Source organism: Paenibacillus endoradicis, assembly GCF_024721975.1.
This window is the reverse complement of sequence record NZ_JANQBB010000004.1, coordinates 250,448-272,195: the sequence shown is the minus strand read 5'-3', so window position 1 is coordinate 272,195 and position 21,748 is coordinate 250,448. Positions and strand designations below refer to the sequence as shown.

General features: G+C 38.4%; 16 protein-coding genes. 6 read left to right on the top strand and 10 right to left on the bottom strand.

The window, feature by feature from the left end:
* Positions 1 to 28: 28 nt before the first annotated feature.
* The 6 genes from NV377_RS15245 to NV377_RS15220 form a co-directional block, all read right to left on the bottom strand.
* A complete protein-coding gene (locus NV377_RS15245; RefSeq protein WP_258201647.1) occupies positions 29 to 1,675 on the bottom strand; it encodes an extracellular solute-binding protein in 1,647 nt (548 codons plus the stop codon).
* 156 nt (positions 1,676 to 1,831) lie between these two features.
* The gene (locus NV377_RS15240) at positions 1,832 to 2,611 is read right to left on the bottom strand and encodes a response regulator transcription factor (protein ID WP_258201646.1); all 780 of its coding nucleotides are present in this window, start codon (positions 2,609 to 2,611) and stop codon (positions 1,832 to 1,834) included.
* Positions 2,604 to 4,136 (bottom strand): sensor histidine kinase, encoded by a 1,533-nt coding sequence (locus tag NV377_RS15235; RefSeq protein WP_258201645.1) that lies wholly within the window; start codon positions 4,134 to 4,136, stop codon positions 2,604 to 2,606. The genes NV377_RS15240 and NV377_RS15235 overlap by 8 nt, the downstream gene beginning before the upstream one ends.
* A gap of 441 nt (positions 4,137 to 4,577) precedes the next feature.
* Positions 4,578 to 5,825 carry a glycosyltransferase family 4 protein gene (locus NV377_RS15230; protein WP_258201644.1) on the bottom strand — a complete coding sequence of 416 codons (1,248 nt, stop codon included), beginning with the start codon at positions 5,823 to 5,825 and terminating at the stop codon, positions 4,578 to 4,580.
* Between the two features lie 213 nt (positions 5,826 to 6,038).
* Positions 6,039 to 7,043 carry a sigma-70 family RNA polymerase sigma factor gene (locus tag NV377_RS15225; protein WP_258201643.1) on the bottom strand — a complete coding sequence of 335 codons (1,005 nt, stop codon included), beginning with the start codon at positions 7,041 to 7,043 and terminating at the stop codon, positions 6,039 to 6,041.
* A 112-nt stretch (positions 7,044 to 7,155) separates the two neighbouring features.
* Positions 7,156 to 8,058, bottom strand: coding sequence for a helix-turn-helix transcriptional regulator (locus NV377_RS15220; protein ID WP_258201642.1), 903 nt, complete (start codon positions 8,056 to 8,058; stop codon positions 7,156 to 7,158).
* 67 nt (positions 8,059 to 8,125) lie between these two features.
* On the opposite strand from NV377_RS15220, the gene NV377_RS15215 reads away from it, so the two are divergent.
* Together NV377_RS15215 and NV377_RS15210 are read left to right on the top strand one after the other, a co-directional pair.
* Positions 8,126 to 8,665 (top strand): dihydrofolate reductase family protein, encoded by a 540-nt coding sequence (locus NV377_RS15215; RefSeq protein WP_258201641.1) that lies wholly within the window; start codon positions 8,126 to 8,128, stop codon positions 8,663 to 8,665.
* 36 nt (positions 8,666 to 8,701) lie between these two features.
* Complete coding sequence (locus NV377_RS15210; RefSeq protein WP_258201640.1) at positions 8,702 to 9,271, top strand: dihydrofolate reductase family protein; 570 nt, start codon at positions 8,702 to 8,704, stop codon at positions 9,269 to 9,271.
* Between the two features lie 65 nt (positions 9,272 to 9,336).
* Here NV377_RS15210 and NV377_RS15205 read toward each other — a convergent pair whose 3' ends face one another.
* The 3 genes from NV377_RS15205 to NV377_RS15195 form a co-directional block, all read right to left on the bottom strand.
* Positions 9,337 to 10,752 (bottom strand): alanine/glycine:cation symporter family protein, encoded by a 1,416-nt coding sequence (locus NV377_RS15205; protein WP_258201639.1) that lies wholly within the window; start codon positions 10,750 to 10,752, stop codon positions 9,337 to 9,339.
* A gap of 275 nt (positions 10,753 to 11,027) precedes the next feature.
* Positions 11,028 to 14,048 carry an S-layer homology domain-containing protein gene (locus NV377_RS15200; RefSeq protein ID WP_258201638.1) on the bottom strand — a complete coding sequence of 1,007 codons (3,021 nt, stop codon included), beginning with the start codon at positions 14,046 to 14,048 and terminating at the stop codon, positions 11,028 to 11,030.
* A gap of 61 nt (positions 14,049 to 14,109) precedes the next feature.
* On the bottom strand, positions 14,110 to 14,877 hold the full coding sequence (locus tag NV377_RS15195) for a hypothetical protein (RefSeq protein WP_258201637.1): 768 nt from the start codon (positions 14,875 to 14,877) through the stop codon (positions 14,110 to 14,112).
* A 353-nt stretch (positions 14,878 to 15,230) separates the two neighbouring features.
* Between NV377_RS15195 and NV377_RS15190 the strand changes: the two genes are divergently transcribed.
* Positions 15,231 to 16,598, top strand: coding sequence for a dicarboxylate/amino acid:cation symporter (locus NV377_RS15190; protein WP_258201636.1), 1,368 nt, complete (start codon positions 15,231 to 15,233; stop codon positions 16,596 to 16,598).
* Positions 16,599 to 16,860: 262 nt separating this feature from the next.
* Here NV377_RS15190 and NV377_RS15185 read toward each other — a convergent pair whose 3' ends face one another.
* Complete coding sequence (locus NV377_RS15185) at positions 16,861 to 17,919, bottom strand: bifunctional transcriptional activator/DNA repair enzyme AdaA (protein WP_258201635.1); 1,059 nt, start codon at positions 17,917 to 17,919, stop codon at positions 16,861 to 16,863.
* A gap of 213 nt (positions 17,920 to 18,132) precedes the next feature.
* Between NV377_RS15185 and NV377_RS15180 the strand changes: the two genes are divergently transcribed.
* The 3 genes from NV377_RS15180 (at position 18,133) to NV377_RS15170 (ending at position 21,730) form a co-directional block, all read left to right on the top strand.
* Complete coding sequence (locus tag NV377_RS15180) at positions 18,133 to 19,215, top strand: peptidoglycan-binding domain-containing protein (RefSeq protein WP_258201634.1); 1,083 nt, start codon at positions 18,133 to 18,135, stop codon at positions 19,213 to 19,215.
* A gap of 159 nt (positions 19,216 to 19,374) precedes the next feature.
* A complete protein-coding gene (locus tag NV377_RS15175) occupies positions 19,375 to 20,058 on the top strand; it encodes a response regulator transcription factor (RefSeq protein WP_258201633.1) in 684 nt (227 codons plus the stop codon).
* A gap of 7 nt (positions 20,059 to 20,065) precedes the next feature.
* Entirely contained in the window at positions 20,066 to 21,730 is a 1,665-nt protein-coding gene (locus NV377_RS15170; RefSeq protein ID WP_258201632.1) for a sensor histidine kinase, read from the top strand.
* Positions 21,731 to 21,748: the final 18 nt, after the last annotated feature.

Here is a 21,748-nt window from a genome sequence, read left to right as displayed (position 1 = left end):
CGCTACTCCAATCCGCTCTTGACTAAAATTACTTAACTGCTTCATTTACCTCACTAGTGATCTCATCTCCACCTTGTTTTTTCCAATCCTCTACGAATTGATCAAAGGCATCGACTGGTTTATCACCCATAATAATTTGAATAAATGTCTCGTCTTCAAGCTTTTTCAGGTTAACCCATTTGCGTTTCATTGTAGCTGTCTTTCCATAGAACGCTCCTGTTACTTTCTCGACGTTATCTTGGATCATCTCTCTTGTTGTTGCAACCGTTGTCGTACTCGCCCATGCAAGCAGATCTTTTTTAGGATTTTCATTGTTATATACAATGCGGTCATATTGAATCTTCTCATGAGCTAGCAAAGTATCGTATTCTCTAGTACCAGCAAGTACCTCATCTACTTTAACAACCGCAATTTCCTTCTCATCGAACGGAGCCATCATATGGCCAAATGGTAGATTAACACGGTTGTATCTCACATTTTGATCAATGTAAAACTCATTTCCACGAGTTTGGTCAATTATGTATTCTTGGTTCAAAATACGGATAACTGCTTCTGGATTAGCCATTTTTTTGCTAACAGCAAGATAGCTGGATGTCGGAGACATCGTGTGCGTTTTGAATTTACCCTCTTTATCTAGTGGAACAGCTACTGTTACCCATTCAGCTTTCGGATCAAGCTTCAGGTTATCGATCATTATCCATGACGGCATCCAGAATGGTCCGAAGAACATACCTGCACGTCCAGAGATAATCTTTTCACGACCACTTGAGCCAGTTTCAGCAACGAATTCTCTGTGAATAACGCCATTAGCGTACATATCACGAAGCTTAGCAAGAGCTACCTTCGTCTCAGGCTGAATTGAGCCATATTCTACAATGCCTTCGTCGTTTTTAACCCATAGCTCTGGGTAAGCATCAAAGTAACTGAATATCGTATCAAAACCGAATATGCTATTACCGATGTTGACAATATCTTGTTGGCCAATTAGACCAATCGTTTGATTATTGCCGCCACCTAAGTTGTTATCAATAAACGCTCTAGCTGCCACTTCAATATCTTCCAATGTTTTTGGAACAGGAAGACCTACTGCATCCAACCAGTCTTTACGTATGAACAATGAATTCATCGCGTCAGCACCTGGAGAAGAGTTAGGAACAGCCATTAATTTACCGTCAAATGTGGCAGATGCTAAGCTTAACTCCTTAGTTGATTCGAATACTTCTCGAAGTTCAGGAGAAATATTAGCCTCATATACATCCGTCAAATCTGCGATTAGATCTGCATCAACAAGTAGCTTTAATTGTGCTTCATCAACGAGCATAACATCTGGAACAGTTCCACTTACGATAACGAGATCCATTTTCTGTTTGTAAGGATCTCCGTCAGCGGTTTGCCAATCATAATTAAACTTTACGTTAAGCTCTTCCTCTATAAATCGAACATATTCATTATTTTCTTGTGTATCACCAGGTGGTAGTTCTATATCTACAGACATTGCCTTACCTAAACTAACAGTTACTGTTTCATCAAAGCGACCAAATGGATCTGCTGCCACAACAGGAGTTTTTTCAACTTCCTCTTTGTTTCCTTTTCCATTTCCACCGCTTGAACAAGCTACTAACGTTGTACACATAGCGATTAATAAAATCGCTTTCATTTTTGTTCCAAATACCATGACTTGATCCCCTCCAAAGTCTGTAATTGATTTGTTCTCGTTAAGTATATCCTCAATAGGGGAAAACCCGACTTAGATTTCTGACCGAGAAGCGTATTATTCCTGTAAGCAAACAAATGCCGAAACGGACAAAATTCACCGTTTCGGCAACATTTTTCATAGGTTCATTGGATCTTGATTACGAAAATCGGAGGGTAGCATACCTACCTCTAACAAAAACTGTCTACTAAAGTACTTCTCATCCTTAAATCCTGTTTGCAGAGCAATATCATATATTGGGCGATTCGTACTTAATAGCAATTTTTTTGACCGCGTCAAACGCATATTTTTCAAATACTTATGAAAGCTTGTCCCCATAATATCCTTAAAGCATTGACTGAAATATCCTCTACTCATATTTGCAACCTTTGCGATGTGTTCCTGTGTAAAACTCATCTCATGCTGCTCCTGCATGTAGATAACTGTTTTCACAATGGATTGTACAATCTCATCCGGATACTTACCCTTGTTCACTATATTTATATCCACTGGTTTCGGTTGAGAACTCATTGAAAGCCGCTCATAATAGCGAGTTACAATTTGTTGAAGCATATCTTCCATTAAATCATTTTCCAACTGTGTTTTTAATATATAATCAATGGCTCCGAGTCTCAGAGCCTCCTGCACGTATTCGAATTCTGGATGGCATGTTAGAATAACGATCTGCACATTAGGATACGTTTCCTTTACTTCACGGATTAATTGCATGCCATCCATCTCGGGCATATTCAAGTCTGTAAAAAGTAAATCAATCTGTTGCTCAGACATAATTTCTAATGCACGTACTCCATTAGATGCCTCCGCTACTACCTCAATCGAAAACTTATTCCAAGGCATAATTGTTATAATACCTTTACGTACTAATTTTTCATCGTCAACAATACATGCTTTAATCATGATGTACCCCCTCCTTGTTCAACGGCAATGTAACTTGAATAGATGTACCTTCACCCTTCGTACTCGTAATAATTAGCTCTCCTAGTGCGCCATAATTACTTTTTACTGTTTTGTATACATAATTAAGACCTATCCCAAAACCTGTCTTATTCACTCCATCTGAAAGTAATTGATCGATTTTTTTCTGATCAATACCTGACCCATTATCCCGTACAATAATATTCAATTTATCTTGACCTGCTTGTTCTATAATGACCTCAATTATTCCGCCGACATCACCAAGTCCATGATATAGAGAATTTTCTACTAATGGTTGCATAAGGAAACGAGGAACTTGAACATCTAACATAGCTTCATCAACATGGAGACGGATATCATACTGATGGTCATATCTAACTTGTTGAAGAGCAATATAATCTTTTAAGGCTTCCAGCTCTTGATGAACAGTGACAATAATTCCATCCTTGCCTAAATTATAGCTAAGTACTTTAGTAAAGCTCGCAATGAAATGATCAATTTCCTTTTGTCCATTCATCCTAGCCAGCCACTGTACCGTATTAAGTGTGTTGTACAGAAAATGAGGATTGATCTGCGCCATAAGCTTGGCAACTTCTGTATCCCGCTTCATTTTCTCTTCTATTTCAAGTTGTTTAATTAACTCTTGTATTTTATAGCTCATATTATTAAACTGATCAATCATATAATCGAACTCTATTAACCCACTATGTTGTAGTCTCGTATTAAAATTATTAGCGGATACTAGGTTCATCCCATTCTTAATATTAATAAGTGGTCGATATACATAATTACGAATCGTAATCGCAATAAGTATACTAGCCGTAATAGAAAGAATAATAACAATAACAAAGGACCAAATCCATTTGATAAATTCACTGTTATAATCTGATCGATCTACAAAAACGACTAGCCTTAGATCCTGTTGATTCATGTCCTCGAAAGCAACGTACTGAGCGAGCCCTTCACTGTGATATAGACTGCCAATGGGTAGCAGATCATTATTTTGTGAATAAGCAACATAACCTTGCTTGTCGACGAGTACGTGAAAAGCTCCCATTCCATACTGAGCTGAATTCAATATTTTTTCGAATACTTTAAAATTAGTTTCAACATATATCTCTATATTCGAAGTTTGAGGTGATTGCAATCCTATATCAAATTTTCGAACAATGGATATAACCATATTCGTATTACTATATTTGTAGTTAGAATAGTGTGGACCATAATAACTCGCACCGGCAATATTCGTTAACAATGACAAATTATCCAGCTCGAATTCTTTTACAAGCTGATTAGACATGACAACGCTTTCAGAATTTCGATTATAATACATCGTTAGTCCAACTGTAGGATTGGTGAAATTAAATAAATTTATTTTTTTTTGGATATCACTACTTAACGTTAAGGAATCATGCAAATCCTCTATTTCAAGCCATTTAGCAAGGTCTGTTCCAATCAATCCATTTATTGTGAATTGTTGTGACGAGTATTCCAAATTGTTCAGCATAGTAATCAGGTTTCCTCTAACCTGGTCTAGATGGTTCATTAATCCCTTGTTAATTTTATTGTCCAAAATAGATGAAATAGAATAAAAAGATAGACTACCAATTAAAATTATTGGAATAGTTGAGCAGATAATCATTAGAATATATAGCCGAGATTTTAAAGAGGAAGTAAACAACCTATACCTCATTCCTTTCAATCTTTTAGTTACTCCAGTTAGTATTTTCATATCCCACTCCTTACAAAACTGAATAAACAAACTTATCATACCATGGCTATATAATATTCTATATCTCCGGAAATGGTTGTTTCTTGTGCGATTTAGCGTTATTAATTATAGTGACTAGATTTGATAGAAGAAGCAAACTTGATCTTATGACAGCAACAAAAAGCCGTTATAAAGTTATTGGGATAACCTTACAACGACTTTTTTCATTACGTCAAGTTATTGTTTAACTGTGCTAGATGTAGTCTCTTGAAGAAGTAAATCTATCTTCTTGCATAACTTAATCCAGTCAAAATGTTCGCTAGCATCACGCTGCGTACTATAACATACCGTTTCTAATCGCTCCTGATCATTGCATGTCTCGATCATTCTAAGAGCTAACTCATAGCTATTACCAGCGGTATGCAGAGAACCATATGCCAATTGCCGATGTTGTAATTTATATTGGTCATCTATTGTTTTTAATCTTACTTCATGTTTCGACGCTGCATCTCGATTGCATTCAATATCTGAAGCCATGAGATAGCAACCATGAACTTTTGCTTCAGCCAAAACGTTAGCATATCCTTCATATACTGAAGGGAACCCAAATATTTTGGCTCTACTAAACCAATTATTGAGTATTTTTCGATCATTCATAAATCCCAAATAAATAATTTTAGCACTCAGTTCAGGATTTTCTTGAGCATACCTTGCAATATATGGTTTAAACGACTCTTCAATATTGCCTGCTAACACTAACTTCCAATCGCTAGGTATATGGGGTGATGCCATTAAAAATGCTTCGAGTAGTGTATCCGTTGCTTTAGCTGGTACCCCTAACCTAGCAGCAGTGATTATAATATTTTCTTTCTCATCGAATGAAAATGTTCTGTCCATACTGTTTTCAGCATTACCAAAAGTATAATAACCGTTAGGTATATAGTGAATCGGTACGGACCATTTTTCACTAATATACTCTACTAAAGTTTCACTTGTTATGAGATCGCAATTATTAAGAAACTGGATAAACGGTTCCGTGAGCATCGTATTATTAATCCATATCATATTGGCATCAAGTTTCAAATAAACTTTACCCGTTGGATTTAATTCTTTGTATTTATTAATCGCATTATAATAAAATTGGTAAAATCCAAATATAAATAATACATCTATTTTTGATGCGTTACATTCAATGTAATGTTCCAAATCATTAGCGCAATCATAGAAATTACTACCGTATATTGTACTCATGACACGGTCTGGATGATAGTCAAAGCTCGGCTCTATAAAATCAAACTCAACCTGCTCGGAATACATCTGTAACGACGGCCATGAAACCTCACCTAAGCTTGGTTTATATATCGCGTATACCGCCTTGTATCCTTCATATTTTTGCATAAGGTATGGAATTATCCCTATGTCTTTCGTCAAATGATCGTCTATTATATAAGGTGCTAGTAAATAAAATGTTTTTTTATTTCGCATACGTACACCTCTTTCCAGCATCGAATGAATAAGCCTTAATCACATTAACTATCTAATGAATATATTCAAAATAGTCAGCTATTATACTCACTGAAAATCCCCACAAAAAATCGCTTCTTCGTATAGTCGGGGCAATATCCAACCATTACTTAGAAGCGATTTCTATACATTCATTAACATGTAGTCCATCAATCTGTCCTTTACATCAAGTGATTATTTATTGTTATAGCTCTCGAGCAGAGCTTCGATAGATATCCCATTGATCGTAAGTCCTGTAGTGTCACAATCTTTAATATCTACGTTTGAAAGATTACAGTTACGGAAAGTGGTCCCGGTTAATTCTACGTTTTCAAATCTATTGCTTTTCCCCTCTAAAGCAATATCATGGAAATAAGCACCACCCATCGCACATTTACCAATTTCAATATCCCAAAGTCCTACTTCTTCAAACTTAGCAAGATGCATATTGATATCATTGAAATATGTCTTACTCATATTAATATTATCGAATTTAGATCCTTCAAGATTAATATTGTAGAATCTTGTTTTGTACATATCAATGTCATCAAAATCACTTTCTCCCATAGCAATGCGACGAAATTGAGTTTCTGTCATTCGTTCATCTTCAAATACCTTCTTCTTAAACTGTTCATTCAATTTGTTCTCGTTGAGATTTTCGTTAACCATACGTAACATCTCCTTCTTTAATAACTTTCTTGATCTGCGGAGTCTACTCTCTACTGCCTCGACTGATATACTAAGGAAATCACTAATTTCCCTAATTTTATAATCATCAATGTAGTAAAGAATCGTGACGGTACGATTTGCTTCTGATAGCGTATTAAGAGCATCCCAAACTTCACTCTGGAGTTCTTTCCTTAGCAGTTTGTCTTCAGTAGTTTCTAGTTGCGGAGTATCTAGTTGATCCACCAATTCATAAACGGTCTTACTTTTTCTGGATCTAAACCAATCCATGCACTCTCTCGTAGTCACCGCATATAACCAGCTGCCAAGTTTTTCGGGTTCTTTTACGTTGGATAATCTCCTATAAGTCTTTAGAAACACTTCTTGTGCAATATCTTCTGCTGCATGGAAATTACCCAATTTGCCGTAAGCCACTCCATAAACGGCATTAGCATATTTACTAATAAGTTCACTGAATGCATCATTATCACCATTACGCACCCTATCTATCAGCTCAGCATCGACTCCAGCCACTTTTATCCTCCTCATATCAATCTCATTACATTAGACGGAAGAACAGATGAGAAACCGTCCTCATGTTAAATATTTTTTCGCTATCGCGCTGAATATAGGAAATACATAGATTTCACTCATATTGCTTTAGACTACATTCAAGCAGCTCTATTACTAAATCTTTCAATTGTTGCGGGCTAATAACTTTAGCATCTGATCCGTAAGCAAGTAGCCTCCTTGCTACGAATGGAAACTCCTCTGGCGGAATCTGACCACAATATTGATTGTTCAGAGTAGATTCGAACAGCGTATCCGATTGTGCCAGTCTTCCTCCAAAGTCAGTAAATTGCACAATCACCTCGACACTTTGCCTACTATCCTTCGAACTAAGCCAATCATTAAGTGTCGGAACCGATTGATCTATATAATGAAGGATCTCTAGTTGTTTCATCCGATCAACTCGATACAGTAACACTTTATCTCCTCTTTGGGCAGGCATATACCAATATCCATGCTCATAGTAGACACCCAGCGGATAAACTTGCACCTGCTTTGTACCACTGCGAGAGGCATAATTGAACTCAAGTTTACGCTTTCCCATTGCTGCATCCAATATTAAAGTAGTCAAGGGCACTGGATGCAGCGCATGATGTTGAACAAAGGCAATATGTTGCCTCATTTGTATAATCTCATCCTGTACCTCTTCAGGTAAGCTTGTAAAATATTGATCCGCTAATTGGACACGAATAGAGCCATACGGAAAGTCAGACACTTTCTCCAAATACTCAATCATCATAAAGAGCCCAAATGCTTCATGCTTTGTAAGCTGAAGCGGCGGCAGTATCCTGTTCGGCAGCACGCGATAACCGCCATTAGCACCAACTTCTGCATAGAGCGGAAAGCCCATTTGCTGTAAATGATCTAGATCTCGCTGAATGGTGCGTATCGAGACATTAAATCGATCCGCAAGCTCGCGAGCGGTAAATTTTTTTCGTGAATCTAATAGCCTCATCATGGTTAAAATTCTATTATTCAAGTACATCACCTAATTACGTCATATTTTGTCATAGTTATAATGTATCATAAGCAATACAAAGGAGTGAATGAATATGAACAATAATAAAGTAGTTCTTTATATTGCGACAAGTTTAGATGGTTATATTGCAAGACTAGATGGTTCAGTGGATTGGCTTGATAATGTCGAAGTGGGTGGAGGAGATGGCGGCTATAGTGAATTTTATAATACAGTAGGTACGATTGTAATGGGTCGCCTGACGTATGAGGAGGTTCTCATACTGGCGGATGAATTTCCTTATGCGGACAAACCATGCTACGTCCTTTCCAGATCGAAGCAAGCTTCTGCTCCACATGTTACATTTACGGATGAATCAATTAACACGCTTATACCAACATTAAAAAGTACCTCTGAGGGTGACGTTTGGCTTGTAGGAGGAGGACAGCTTGCAGCTGCCTTTTTACAAGAGGGGTTGTTAGACGAGCTTCATGTTGCTATTATCCCCAAAATACTTGGAGATGGTATTCCGTTGTTTCCAATAGGAGTTGTCCCTACTAATCTCCAATTAATGAATGTGAATAAGATCGGACAAATGGTTTCACTCCTATACAAAGTAAGCGGGCATTGAACAGTTATTGAACATAGGATAAAGGGAGGATGAAATATGTCAAATAACGTAAACGAGAGAAAAATTATTTTAGATTTAGCCGTTACTTTAGATGGTTTTATTGAAGGGAAAAACGGGGAAGTTGATTGGTGCATTATGGATCCTGATATGGGGTTCACTAATTTTTTGAATCAAATTGATACTATTATATATGGTAGAAAAAGCTATGATTTATGGGGACAATATATTCCAGACAATAAAGACTCTGATACCGAAAAAGAAATTTGGAAATTGGTTCATAGTAAAGAGAAATATGTGTTCTCCAGAACACAAAAAGAAATTGATAACCAAGCCATATTTATAAATGAAAATATTGTTGAAGAAGTAAACGCATTAAAGAAAAAAGATGCTAAAGACATATGGCTATATGGCGGAGCAAGTCTCATTACAACTTTTATCAATTTAAGACTAATTGATGAATTTAGATTATCAATTCACCCTGTTATTTTGGGAGAAGGAAAACCGTTGTTTATTGATATAAAACAGAAATTAAACTTAAAAGTGGTTAGTACAAGAACGTTCTCTTCTGGCGTTGTTCAAATAATCTATCATTGGAATGGAAATTAATAATACTTAAAAAAGAGATGACGTCTGAAAAGTACAGACGCCATCTCCTAAATTTTAACCCTCTATTACTTACTCTTCATTTCTTGCGAGTTGTCCCAGCACTCTACATTTTCCACGCCTTTAATGCTATTTTTATAGAAAATAGGGTCTTTACCTGATCGTTTCTGCTGCTTGTAATCATGCAAAGCTGCAAAGGCAACTTTAGATAACAGAACAATCGCAATTAAATTCACGATTACCATTAAACCCATGAACAAGTCAGCCAAATTCCAGACCAATTGAACTTTTGCTACCGAACCAAATATAACCATTCCCAATACGCTGTAGCGATAAATCCTCACCACTGACTTCTTGGAATTTAGAAATTCAATATTAGTTTCACCATAGTAATAGTTGCCGATTAATGTACTGAATGCAAATAAGAAAACCATAATAGCCAATGCTCCAGATGCCCATGAGCCGATATGCTCGCTTAATGCAGCTTGAGTCAGCATAATACCGTCTAACCCAGGCTGCTTGTATGCATCTGATAGCAATATAATAAAAGCAGTACTCGAACATATTAGTAACGTATCTGTAAGTACACCGAGCGCTTGCATGAGTCCTTGCTTTACAGGATGACTTGTCGTTGCTGTTGCCGCTGCATTCGGTGCGCTACCCATCCCTGCTTCATTGGAGAATAAACCACGTTTCACACCTTGTAAAATAACCGCGCCAAAAGTTCCTCCGACCGCTTGATCAAATCCAAAAGCATTTTTCACAATAAGCGCAATAACTTCAGGCATTTTTTCAATATTAAGTAGTACGATACAAAAGGCTGCTCCGATATAGATGACAGCCATAACGACAACAATATATTCGGACATTCTAGCAATACGTTTAATACCACCAAAAATAACTACTCCAAAGGCTGCAGCCATGACTAAGCCAACTACGACACGATTTGTTCCGAAAGAGTTTTCAAAAGCAATGGTTATCGTATTGGACTGTACTGCGTTAAATACAAGACCGAACGATAATGTAATGAGTACCGCAAATATTACTCCCATCCAACGCTTATTTAAACCCTGTTCCATATAATATGCAGGACCGCCACGGAACCCCGTCTTATCTTTGATTTTATATACTTGAGCTAATGTACTTTCCACAAAACTCGAAGCTGAACCAATAATCGCAATAACCCACATCCAGAATATAGCCCCTGGTCCACCTATTGCAATGGCAATCGCAATGCCCGTTATATTACCAGTTCCGACTCTTGCTGCCATACTAATACAAAATGCTTGGAATGAGGAAATGCTATCCGGTGACCTTTCATTAGAACCTTTCAGAACGACAAACATTTCCTTGAACATGCCAAATTGTACGAATTTCGATTTAATGGTGAAATAAAGTCCACAAACGATAAGTAAAACGATCAAAATTTTTGACCATAGAAAATCATTTGTGACACTAATTATATTATCTAACACTTGTTGCATTTAATTCCGCCTCTCACGCATGCTGTCGATACCCAGTTGCTAAACATTCTCCAACTTATTATTCTCAAATAAATCTGTCCTTATTTCAACAACCAAATAAAAACAATAAATTGTAGATATTTGAAATAGCTAATACTGATTTTCAGTTAATCGATATGTCACTATAGTAAATTAGTCACTCTGAAACTGTAATCAATAGATCGTGATGACAATTATACGAATAAAAAAAAGATGAATAACCTTTCGGCTATCCATCTCATCTAACTTCTTATTGCTTATTGATAAAGTAAGTTATACAGTACTTGCGCTACTTCAGCTCTTGTAGAAATCCCTTTTGGATCAAGTTTCGCGTTATTACCTTTAATAACACCGCTATCTACAAAAATATTGAAAACATCCTTAGCATATCCAGCAATTTGATCTGCATCACTAAAGCTTGATACGGAAGTATTTGTAGATTTAGTAGGAACTTCACCAAGCACATCAAGTGCGCGATACAACAACGTGAACAAATCCTGACGTGAAATTTTGCTATTAGGATCAAACTTATTATCACCAATGCCAGTAGTAATGCCTAGACGCTTCGCTGTTGACAAGTATGGTGTGTAATACGTATTGCCAGCATCAGCGAAATTATTTGTAACGTTCTCATCTGCCTCAATTCCATAGGCTTTTAGTAATAATACAATAAATTGACCTCTTGTTACTTCAGCATTCGGACTGTATTGATCAACTGTAGTACCACTAGTAATATTTCTTGCAGCTAAGAAAGTAACTGCATCTTTATACCATGCTGATTGGGAAACATCAGTAAAGGATACTCGATTGTACCCAATGATATATTCAGAAAAATGTGTTGTCGTAAAATCTACAGTTTTAGTTGATGTATGATATTGACCACGTATTGTTTCTAAATCTCCTGATTCAGCAATATAATACACAATTATTGCATTCGGATCTTCATTTGCTTGCAGGGTGTAAGGTAAACTAATGTGTACATTACCTCCTCCAAAGCTTGAAATAGATGTCTTACCCGCAAACACGGAGAATGTATAAACTGGTCTGTCTCCCAATACTTGCTGGCCTTCCTCAGTTAACGAAGACTTTTCAATAATAATACTAATATCTCCCTGATCTGTGGAAGCTTGAATAGCATCAATAGCCTTTGCTTCAAAACTTACCGTTCCATAGCCAACATTGACTTGAACGACTGCATCGGTGCTAGTAGCCAAATCTTTAAATGCATTTCTCGGTAATGTTAGTTGAGTATATCCTGACCCAGTATTACCTGCCACATTGAATACTATTACTGCAGATTCTCCTAGCTTCTCAACCTTCTTAGCATGATCAATTAGATCTTGAACACTTTTTTCTGTAACTACTGCAACAGCTTCACCTGTATCTTTATCTATTGTTGCAGTAATTTGAATTTCTACCTTTAAATCAATATCACTATCAACAGGAGTAGTTGGTGTTGGTGTTTCTGATGTTTCTGGTGTTGGTCTTGGTGTTACCGGTGTTGGAGTAGGTGTACTGCCTTCATATGCAGGCACAACAACTTCAACGGATTGGCCTGCTTGATATGCTACTGCAACTGGAGCGATAGGTAATCTTGATGCTGTAACAGGGCCTTGATAGCCATTTTTAGCTCTATATCTAACGCTATACGTGCCAGCAACTAGATTTGTAATAGAATCGCCATCTACAGGAAGATAAGTAGCATCATCTGATCCAGCTAATTTATACTCTAAAGCTTTGTTTGTAGTACCAGTAATTTTTCCGTTCTTGCCGTTAACAGATGTAGGCGAAACGCCTTCTAAATCCGTTGGAATTGCTTCTAATCTTGAATAAAGTGAATGTAAAGCAATGGCAAGTGCTTTATTGTTATAGCCATTTGCAATTTCTCCACCGAATACATAATCAGGTGCAATATTTGATCCTGTACTGCTCGTCAATGAATACATTAATTCCACGTGACCAAGAATCGGTGCACTAATTAGGTCTTCACCATATGAGTTGTTTTTATTGTATGCAAATAGGTATGGCACTTGCAGACGATCTGCTGTTACTGTATTACCACTACCATCTTGATAAGTAATTACAGTTGGCGTAGTAGCAGAATTGTTTTGAGTCTTAATATTTGTTAGATATTGTGATACTACATCTCCATATAACTTAGCGTAGTCATGGTTATTCAACCTAACTTGAAGTTCATCGTTATTATGAGGATGCAAATTACTCGCAACATCCACACCAGCAGTTAGCTTCGTATCCCAGATGTAAATGTTATCGATATTATGCTCTTTCGCATATTTACCAATATATTTAATATCAGCTTGTGTATTAGGGCACCAAGATCCACCGAATAAGATTAAATAATTCCCATCACTTTCGAGAATTTGAGTCAATTGATGATAAGTTACATGTTCAAATACATCGTAATAGCCATCCGCTTTATCAAAAATAGTCACTTTAGTATTTTGAGTAGGATTAGATGGATTGTATGCTGGGTTTTCACTCCAAAACGTTTGATTGAAGGCGTTACCTATAAATTCCCAACTAGTAAGAGTGCTGTAATTGGCAACAGGAATCTCGCTGAATACATCAAGAACTTGTGCCTTATAAGCGTCCACCTTTTCTGTATCCACTACATTCTCTTCTGTATTGAAATAACTCCATTCGTAACTTTCATCATTATTGTGTTTTTCCAAAGAGGCGATGATTGGCGATGATTCACCATCCACCACGTGGTCTTTATTATATACGAATAAAAATGGGGCTTGGAGCTTATTCGCTACAGTTGTAATATTGTCTTTTGTATAACTAACATTCTCTTCAGCTACATCATTCAGCGTCTCAATATTTGTCAAATATTTGTTTACTAAGTCAACATAGTAATGTGCATATTTGTTACTGCTGTCAGCAATTTGTAGCTCGTCACCATCTAGTTTTGTGTCGAAATTATAAATAGTTTGAATGCCATAATCTTTGGCAACTTGATTAATAAAGCCAATATCAGCTTGTGTTTCATCACTCCAAGCACCGCCGAATAGAATCGCATAGGAACCTTCACTATTAAAAATAGTTACTAAGTCCTCATACGTTACTGTTTTCAAAATATGGTTCTCATCGTTTAAATGTGGATATACCGCACTAAAGTAATCAAATTTAGTAACAGGACTACTAGTTGAAGCTCCATCAGCAGCATAGGCACCATTAATGTTGACGATTGGTAAGGTAAGCACTGCTACTAAAAGTAGTGCGACAATTTTCTGTATGGCAATATATTTCTTCATCGTTTTTCATCACTCTTTCTTGGTCTAATTTAATAGCAGAATCTCATGTCAATACTCTTTCTTAGCAATCCTCTTCATCAGATGAAGATGGCGCAGGTGCTGCTGGTGTAGAAGGAGCAGGTGCTTGAGGAGTAGATGATGTAGTTTCCTTTGTAGAATTTGATGATGATGAAGTTGAAGAAGTTGTTGTTTTAGTTGATTCTGTTGCTGGTTCAGTTGTTGGTACTGCTTTAGGTTGTGACGATGTTTTATTTGTAAAAGTAACGGCGTTAGATTTTGTTGTTTCTGCAGTCGCTGGCTTAGGAGCTTCCGGTTGACTAGCTTCCTTCACTACTGGAGCAGTAGTAGGTGTTGGTACTGACTTTTCAGATTCTTTTGATACCGCTGGTGTTGAGGATTTCACAACTGGTTGTTGCTTTGTTTCAGTAGCTTTAACTTCCGAAGTCGCAGTGTCAGTTGTTTTCACTTCTTTCAGTGGTGTCTTCACAGAATCATTCGCTTGCTTAGTCACTGATTCCGTTGATTCAGATTTTTGTGCTACTGGAGTAGCACTTTCCACTAATAGAACTTCCGCTCCAGAAGATATCGGCTCTTCCACTTGGCTAGCTTCAGAAGTAGCTTGTTCTACTGGCAGATCTACAGCAACCTCAGCTGCTTGTAGTACTTCAGATACTATAGGCTCAATAACTACTTCAGTTGCCGCAGGCTGATTACTTGTAAGTGCAGCAGCTGAAGCTTCCTCCGTATTTTTATTTGCAGATACAGCTGCATAAGTCAAAATTCCAAAAGCAAGTGAAGCTGTAATAATTGATGCTGTAATCTTTTTCATAATTAATCTTCCTTTCGCTCTGTGAGCTATTATTAGTAGTACAATACAGCGTTATGGCATAAAAAAAGAGACTTAACGCAGTGTATACTTATACACTCGCTAAATCTCTGGTCGACCAGTAGACTTATTGTCTTTTATTATCCTACATAACACTTATTGTTCTTGGTTTATAATTCCATCTTATTCACTCGGGATTAAACTGTCAACACATTTTTATTTATTCCTATAGGTTTTATCGGATTTATTTTTTAGAACTAGTTTTCCCCAAAAAAAATAAATTGACTTTTATAGCCAACGTATGTAAATTGAAATTGTAATTCATATTAAACAACTTGGTTTAGGGGGAAATTGTGATGGATACAATAAATAACAACTTTTTATTAGCAATCCAAACAAATTGGTATGGCTTTGTCACATCAATTTTTGTATTTGGAATACTGTATTATTTAGCACGTAAGAGAGTAAGTTTTGGCAAACGAGTACTCATAGGTTTAGGTATAGGTTTAGGAGTAGGTATCTTATTTCAAAGTTTGGGCGCACTCGAATATAAAGCAATCACTACATTCGGAAGCATCTATGTAAGTCTCATTCGGATGCTAGTTATTCCTCTAGTTTTTGTACTTGTATTAAATAGTATATCATCGTTAACTAGTCTAGATTATTTACGAAAAATTGGTTTCAAAACGTTTGCTTGGTTTCTAGGTACAACCGGCGTTGCTTCGATCATCGGTTTATCTGTCGCTTTAATTATGAATCCCGGCAAGGGTATTCAAGAAGTGGTACCAGACGGATTCGTAGCACGTGAAATACCTACATTTTCACAAGTTATTCTAGATCTTGTCCCTTCTAACCCATTCAACGAAGCAGCAAATGGTAAGGTTGTTCCATTACTAATTTTCGCTATTTTCCTTGCTGTTGCTATTATAAAAGTCGGTTCTAAAAATGAAGAATCTGTAAAACCAATTCGTGATCTTATTCAGTCGGCAACACAAGTACTACATCAAGTTGTTAAGTTTGTCATTCGATTGACACCATATGGCGTCTTTGCACTAATCGCTGGAATTACAGCTCGCTATGGCTTGGATACATTGCAAGAACTTGGTAGCATTATTGTCACTTCTTATGTCGCAATGATTATTCATTTTGTTCTTGTCTTTGGTGGTCTAGTATTCTTTGTTGCAAGAGTAAATCCGATTAAATTTTTCAAGAAAATTTACCCAACGATTGCAGTTGCATTTACAACTCGCAGTAGCTATGCAACGCTTCCTGTGAACCTAGATGTTATTACAAAACGTTTGCATATTTCTCCACGAATTGCTAGTTTTGTAGCTCCGTTAGGGGCATCTGTTAACTTTAATGCTTGCGGTGGGATATGGCCAGCAATTGTTGCCGTATTTACTGCACAGGTTTACGGCATTACATTAACTGGAACAGACTATATTATTCTAGTCGTTGTTAGCATTATATCGTCAATTGGTGTAGCTGGAGTACCTGGTCCCGCTGTTATTTCTACAACTGTCGTACTAACAGCTCTTGGTTTGCCACTAGAAGGCATTGGTATTGTTGCTGGTGTTGAAGCACTTATTGATATGGGTCGTACGGCAGTCAATGCAACTGGTACTACCGTAACATCTTTACTTGTAGCAAATTCCGAAGGTGAATTCGATCGCGAAGCTTTCAATCGTAATGACGATGAAGAGATTGAATTGCAAGCAGTATAATAATCTATACTCATATAAATTAACAACCTCTATCCTCGCTATAGAAATAAAAGCACCCAAATGTTAGTTATAACTAACATTTGGGGCTTTTTCATGTTAAGAGTGACTTTGTCCTGAAGCAGTTCGTCAATGTCGTGTCGGGTGTTGATGGTTTTCAAAGTGCATGGTCCATGCGCTTCCGGCATCCCATGCGTTGACGAGAATGAGCGGGCTGTCGCTTCTGTGTAATTTGTGAAATTTCTGTGCTTGCTCAAGTTGATTTTTATTTGTTTGAAGTCCCTCTTTTCTCATGATTCAGAAGCCATTCTTTGCGTGCGACGCCGCCTCCATATCCTCCGAGCTCGCCATCGGAGTTGATCACACGGTGACAGGGAATGACAATCGCCAATTGATTGGCACCGTTCGCTTGCGCTACTGCGCGATAAGCAGTCGGTTTGCCAAGTGCCAATGCGATGTCAGCGTAGGAACGGGTTTCCCCCGGTGGAATTTGTCTTAATTGATCCCACACGCCTTGCTGAAAAGGCGATCCTATTAGATGTAGTGGCGTCTTGAATTCAGTTAAAACCCCTTGGAAATATTGAGTGAGTTCTCGTTCCATCGACTGGATAGGTAATGTTTGTCCCGGAATAATCGCCACTTTCATTTTTTTTCTAAGCCGCTCAACTTCGCGTTCTAATCCTCTGCGATCTACGAACTCCAAGAGATACAGCTCGCTCTCGTCTGCTATAGCGACCATAGGGCCGAGCTGAGTGTCCAACCACGCTGCTTTGAGAATTCGGCTATCGTCCAGACGCGTAGGAGGTGCGCCCATGATGCGAGAAAATGCGTCTCTGAAACCACTGCTGGAATCGTAACCTGAAGCTATTTGTGTGTTAATAATTTTCTCCCCCGATCGGATGCTCTTCAAGGCCAATCCCATTCGACGAGCCCTGGCATATTCAACGAATGTCATACCGAAGCGCTTCTTGAACTGACGGCGGGCAGTAGATTCGTCGATAGACAAATCCCTGAAATCTTGCCCCTTCCATCGCTTCTCTGGGTTCTGCTCAACCGCCTCGACGAGGAACCGGACAATGTCCGAAACTTGATTCGGATGTGACAAGGGACGGCAACGCTGACAGGGACGGAAGGAAGCTAGAAGCGCCTGCTGCGCTGTCTCGTAGAATTCGCAATTATTGTACTTTGGTTTCCTAGCCGGACAAGTCGGTCGGCAAAACACGCCGGTAGACGTAACGCCCACATAGAAGACACCTTCGTATTCGGATCTTTTCTCAATAAGCGCTTTATAATATTCGGCTTTTCGTTCTTGGTTATTTATCATGTTGACACCTACATTTTAAGAATAAGTTTATTATACCCTTCCCTTACGACTTTCGTAGCCGAAAATCAGGCATCTATTTTAGAAAAACATAGTTTTTCATAATGGGCAAACTCTCTTTTTATAAAATCTTCTGAAAATGATCAATATTTAATTCTTTTTTGGGAAAAGTAACTCTGTTGAAGAAAATACTTACTCTTAAGGATGGTGTGTTAGTTGAAGAAATGGGAATCAATTTTTAGTTCTTTCAGAACAAGAACTATAACGAAAAAGACTTTAGGAAAGTATATTGGTGTTTTTGCACTAGCCTTCATGCTCGTGTTGTCGATGTCCAACGTAGCATTAGCTGTTGGGAAAGGTGCTCAAGGACCCGATGTATATGTCATTCAAGGGATGTTAAAATCTCTTGGTAGCTATGAAGGTAAAATTAATGGCAAGTACGATAGAACTACTGCTCGAGGTGTTAAATACTATCAAAAACAACACGGTCTACCTGTTACAGGTGCGGTTGATAATCTGACATTCCAATCAATCACTTACTCTTATTCAACTCTGAAGTTCCCTTCATCTAAAGGTACTGGCAACGGTAAAGGTACTGGGCAAGGTCAAGGTACTGGTAACGGACAAGGTACTGGCAACGGTAAAGGTACTGGCAACGGACAAGGTACTGGTAATGGACAAGGTACTGGTAATGGACAAGGTACTGGCAACGGACAAGGTACTGGTAACGGACAAGGTACTGGTAATGGACAAGGTACTGGTAATGGACAAGGTACTGGTAACGGACAAGGTACTGGTAACGGACAAGGTACTGGCAACGGACAAGGTACTGGCAACGGACAAGGTACTGGCCAAGGTCAAGGTGCGGGCAACGGACAAGGTACTGGCCAAGGTCAAGGTGCGGGTAACGGACAAGGTACTGGCCAAGGTCAAGGTGCGGGTAACGGACAAGGTACTGGCAATGGTAAAGGCACTGGCAACGGACAAGGTACTGGTAACGGACAAGGTACTGGTAACGGACAAGGTGCTGGTAACGGTAAAGGCACTGGGCAAGGTCAAGGTACTGGCAACGGTAAAGGTGCCGGGCAAGGTCAAGGTACTGGCAACGGTAAAGGCGCTGGGCAAGGTCAAGGTACTGGCAACGGTAAAGGCGCTGGGCAAGGTCAAGGTACTAACAACGGACAAGGTGCCGGTCAAGGTCAAGGTACTGGCAACGGTAAAGGCGCTGGTAACAATGCTGGGCAAGGTAACTCTAACTCACCGAACAGTGCTCCATCAAAATTTAAAGTCCAAGAATAAAATAATCATTCAAGTTAGAGCCTTTCCCTGTGGAAAGGCTCTTGCTATTCCAATGTTAGATGAAGTAACACAAACGCATAGAAAGTTGTATTGTCATAATCCGTTTGTTATTGTTCAATAAGAAGTAATTTTTGTTACAAAAGAGGGATGGAATACACAATGATTAAGCAGCCTTTAATATTAATCGTCGAAGATGAACCTCGAATGAGGGAGTTAGTCGCAGATTATTTAGAAGAAGAGGGATATCATATTGTACAAGCAGCTAACGGCTTCGAAGCACTTGAACACGCTCGCCATACGCCTCCCGATCTCGTCATACTTGATATTATGATGCCAGGAATAGACGGCTTCGAAGTATGCAAACAGCTTCGTACTCACTCTCAAACTATCATTGTCATGTTAACTGCCAGGTCAGATGATTCGGATAAATTATACGGCTACGAATTAGGGGCTGATGATTACGTGACGAAACCATTCAGTCCTAAATTATTGATCGCTAAAATTAAAGCATTGTTAAACCGCTGGAATACTCTCAATGAGCTTTCGCCACCCAATAATAATCAAGCTATCGTCATTAGTGAACATGCCCATGAAGTGCATCTTAACGGTGAGCTACTTGACTTAACGCCGAAAGAATATGAACTGTTGCTATTGTTCTCTCAGCATCCCAATAGCGTGTTAACAAGAGATAATTTACTGGATCGTTTATGGGGAATGGATTACTTTGGGGATACACGCGCGGTAGATACGCAAATTAAACGCCTTCGTAAAAAGCTAGGAAACAATGCTGACTGTATCCAAACAGTACGTAACATTGGCTACAAATTTCAAATGAAACGATGAGGTCATTATGAAGCGAGAACGATTGTCTTTCAAAATATTTTGGTTTACGTTAGTCGCTATGATGTTGTTTATCATCCTATGGATGATACTGCAAACTGCCTTTTTTGGTTCCTTTTATAACAGACAAAAATCAAATGAACTATCAGAGCAATTGGAAATCATCTATCAAAAATATGCCGACGGAGAGTACGAATTAGACACTAAACCAGCCGAAGTGCTTAATTTCGAACAACGTTTTTATGGACTAACAGCCATGTTATATAAGCAAGGTAATCAGATCAACGTTTACACTGGTGGCTATAATGCAATACCCGCAATTCCGATGAAGCCGTCGTCTACTATTCAGCCTACCTATGATATAGCTATACATTCCGATTCTTTTCAAGCTATTGAACGATCACTCTTGGAAGATGAAAATGCTGGCATGCAAAAACTTGTTCCAGCAACCTATGTTAATCGCTATAATGAGCAGCTATCAGGCGCTTTAAGCATATGGTTAGAGGATACCAACCGATTCAATAACCTATCTACAGCAGGAGAAGTGCAAGTAACCCAAATACCATCACTAGAGGCGGATCATGAAAACTTACTCATCGCAGCAGTCAAACTTCCAAGCACAGTACATACATTGGACGGAGATGCTTATCTTATTGCACTAGCTACACTTCAACCAGTAGGTGATGCCGTCCAAGTGATGAGCAGATTTTATATTTATATCTATCTACTTGCTGCTCTACCGATATTATTGTTTGCTTATTTTCTTTCGCGCACCATTACATTGCCACTTATACAATTGAACAAACTTGCTATGCGCTTGAATAAACTTGATTTCACGGCAGTTGTGAAGACAAACCGAAAGGATGAAATCGGTCAGCTAGCAGGTACGATGAACAGCCTCGCTCAAAATTTACAGCAATCGATGGCTGATTTACAGGAAGCAAATACGAAACTGCAAGCCGATATAGAGAAGGAAAAACAACTTGAGCAACTTCGCAAGCAATTTGTAGCAAGCGTGTCGCATGAATTGCAAACGCCAGTCAGTCTGATTCAAGGTTATGCTGAAGCTCTCAAAGATAATGTTACTCAAGGTTTGAAACGCGACAAATACGCAACAGTGATCATCGAAGAGTCAGAACGAATGGCTCGACTTGTCACTGACTTATTGGACTTATCCCAATTGGAAAGCGGTCGCTTTGCACTACATTGGTCAAGGGTTCCATTGCAAGAAACGATCAGATCAGTATTCGTTAAATTAGCCCCGCTCCTAGTTGATAAATCGATTCATCCCCAATTCATTGGTATAGATATCGAAGAATTATGGGTACATTCGGATCGACAGCGTTTGGAACAGGTACTTATCAACTTACTGAGCAACGCTATTCGCCATATGCCCATTCAAGGACATCTAGAAGTACGAGTGAAGATTGAGCACTCCAATGTACGATTAGAAATTAAAAATGAGGGACAACCAATTCCTGAAGAAGAACTGCACTATATTTGGGATACCTTCTACCGAGCAGATCGATCAGGTAGCCGTGAGTTTGGCGGAACTGGTATCGGCCTATCTATTGTTAAAGCTATTCTACAGCTACATGAAAGTGAATATGGTGTATGTAATGAAAAAGATGGTGTAATGTTTTATTTTACGCTTCCCCTGCAACATAATACGTAACAAAACAATCTAAAAACT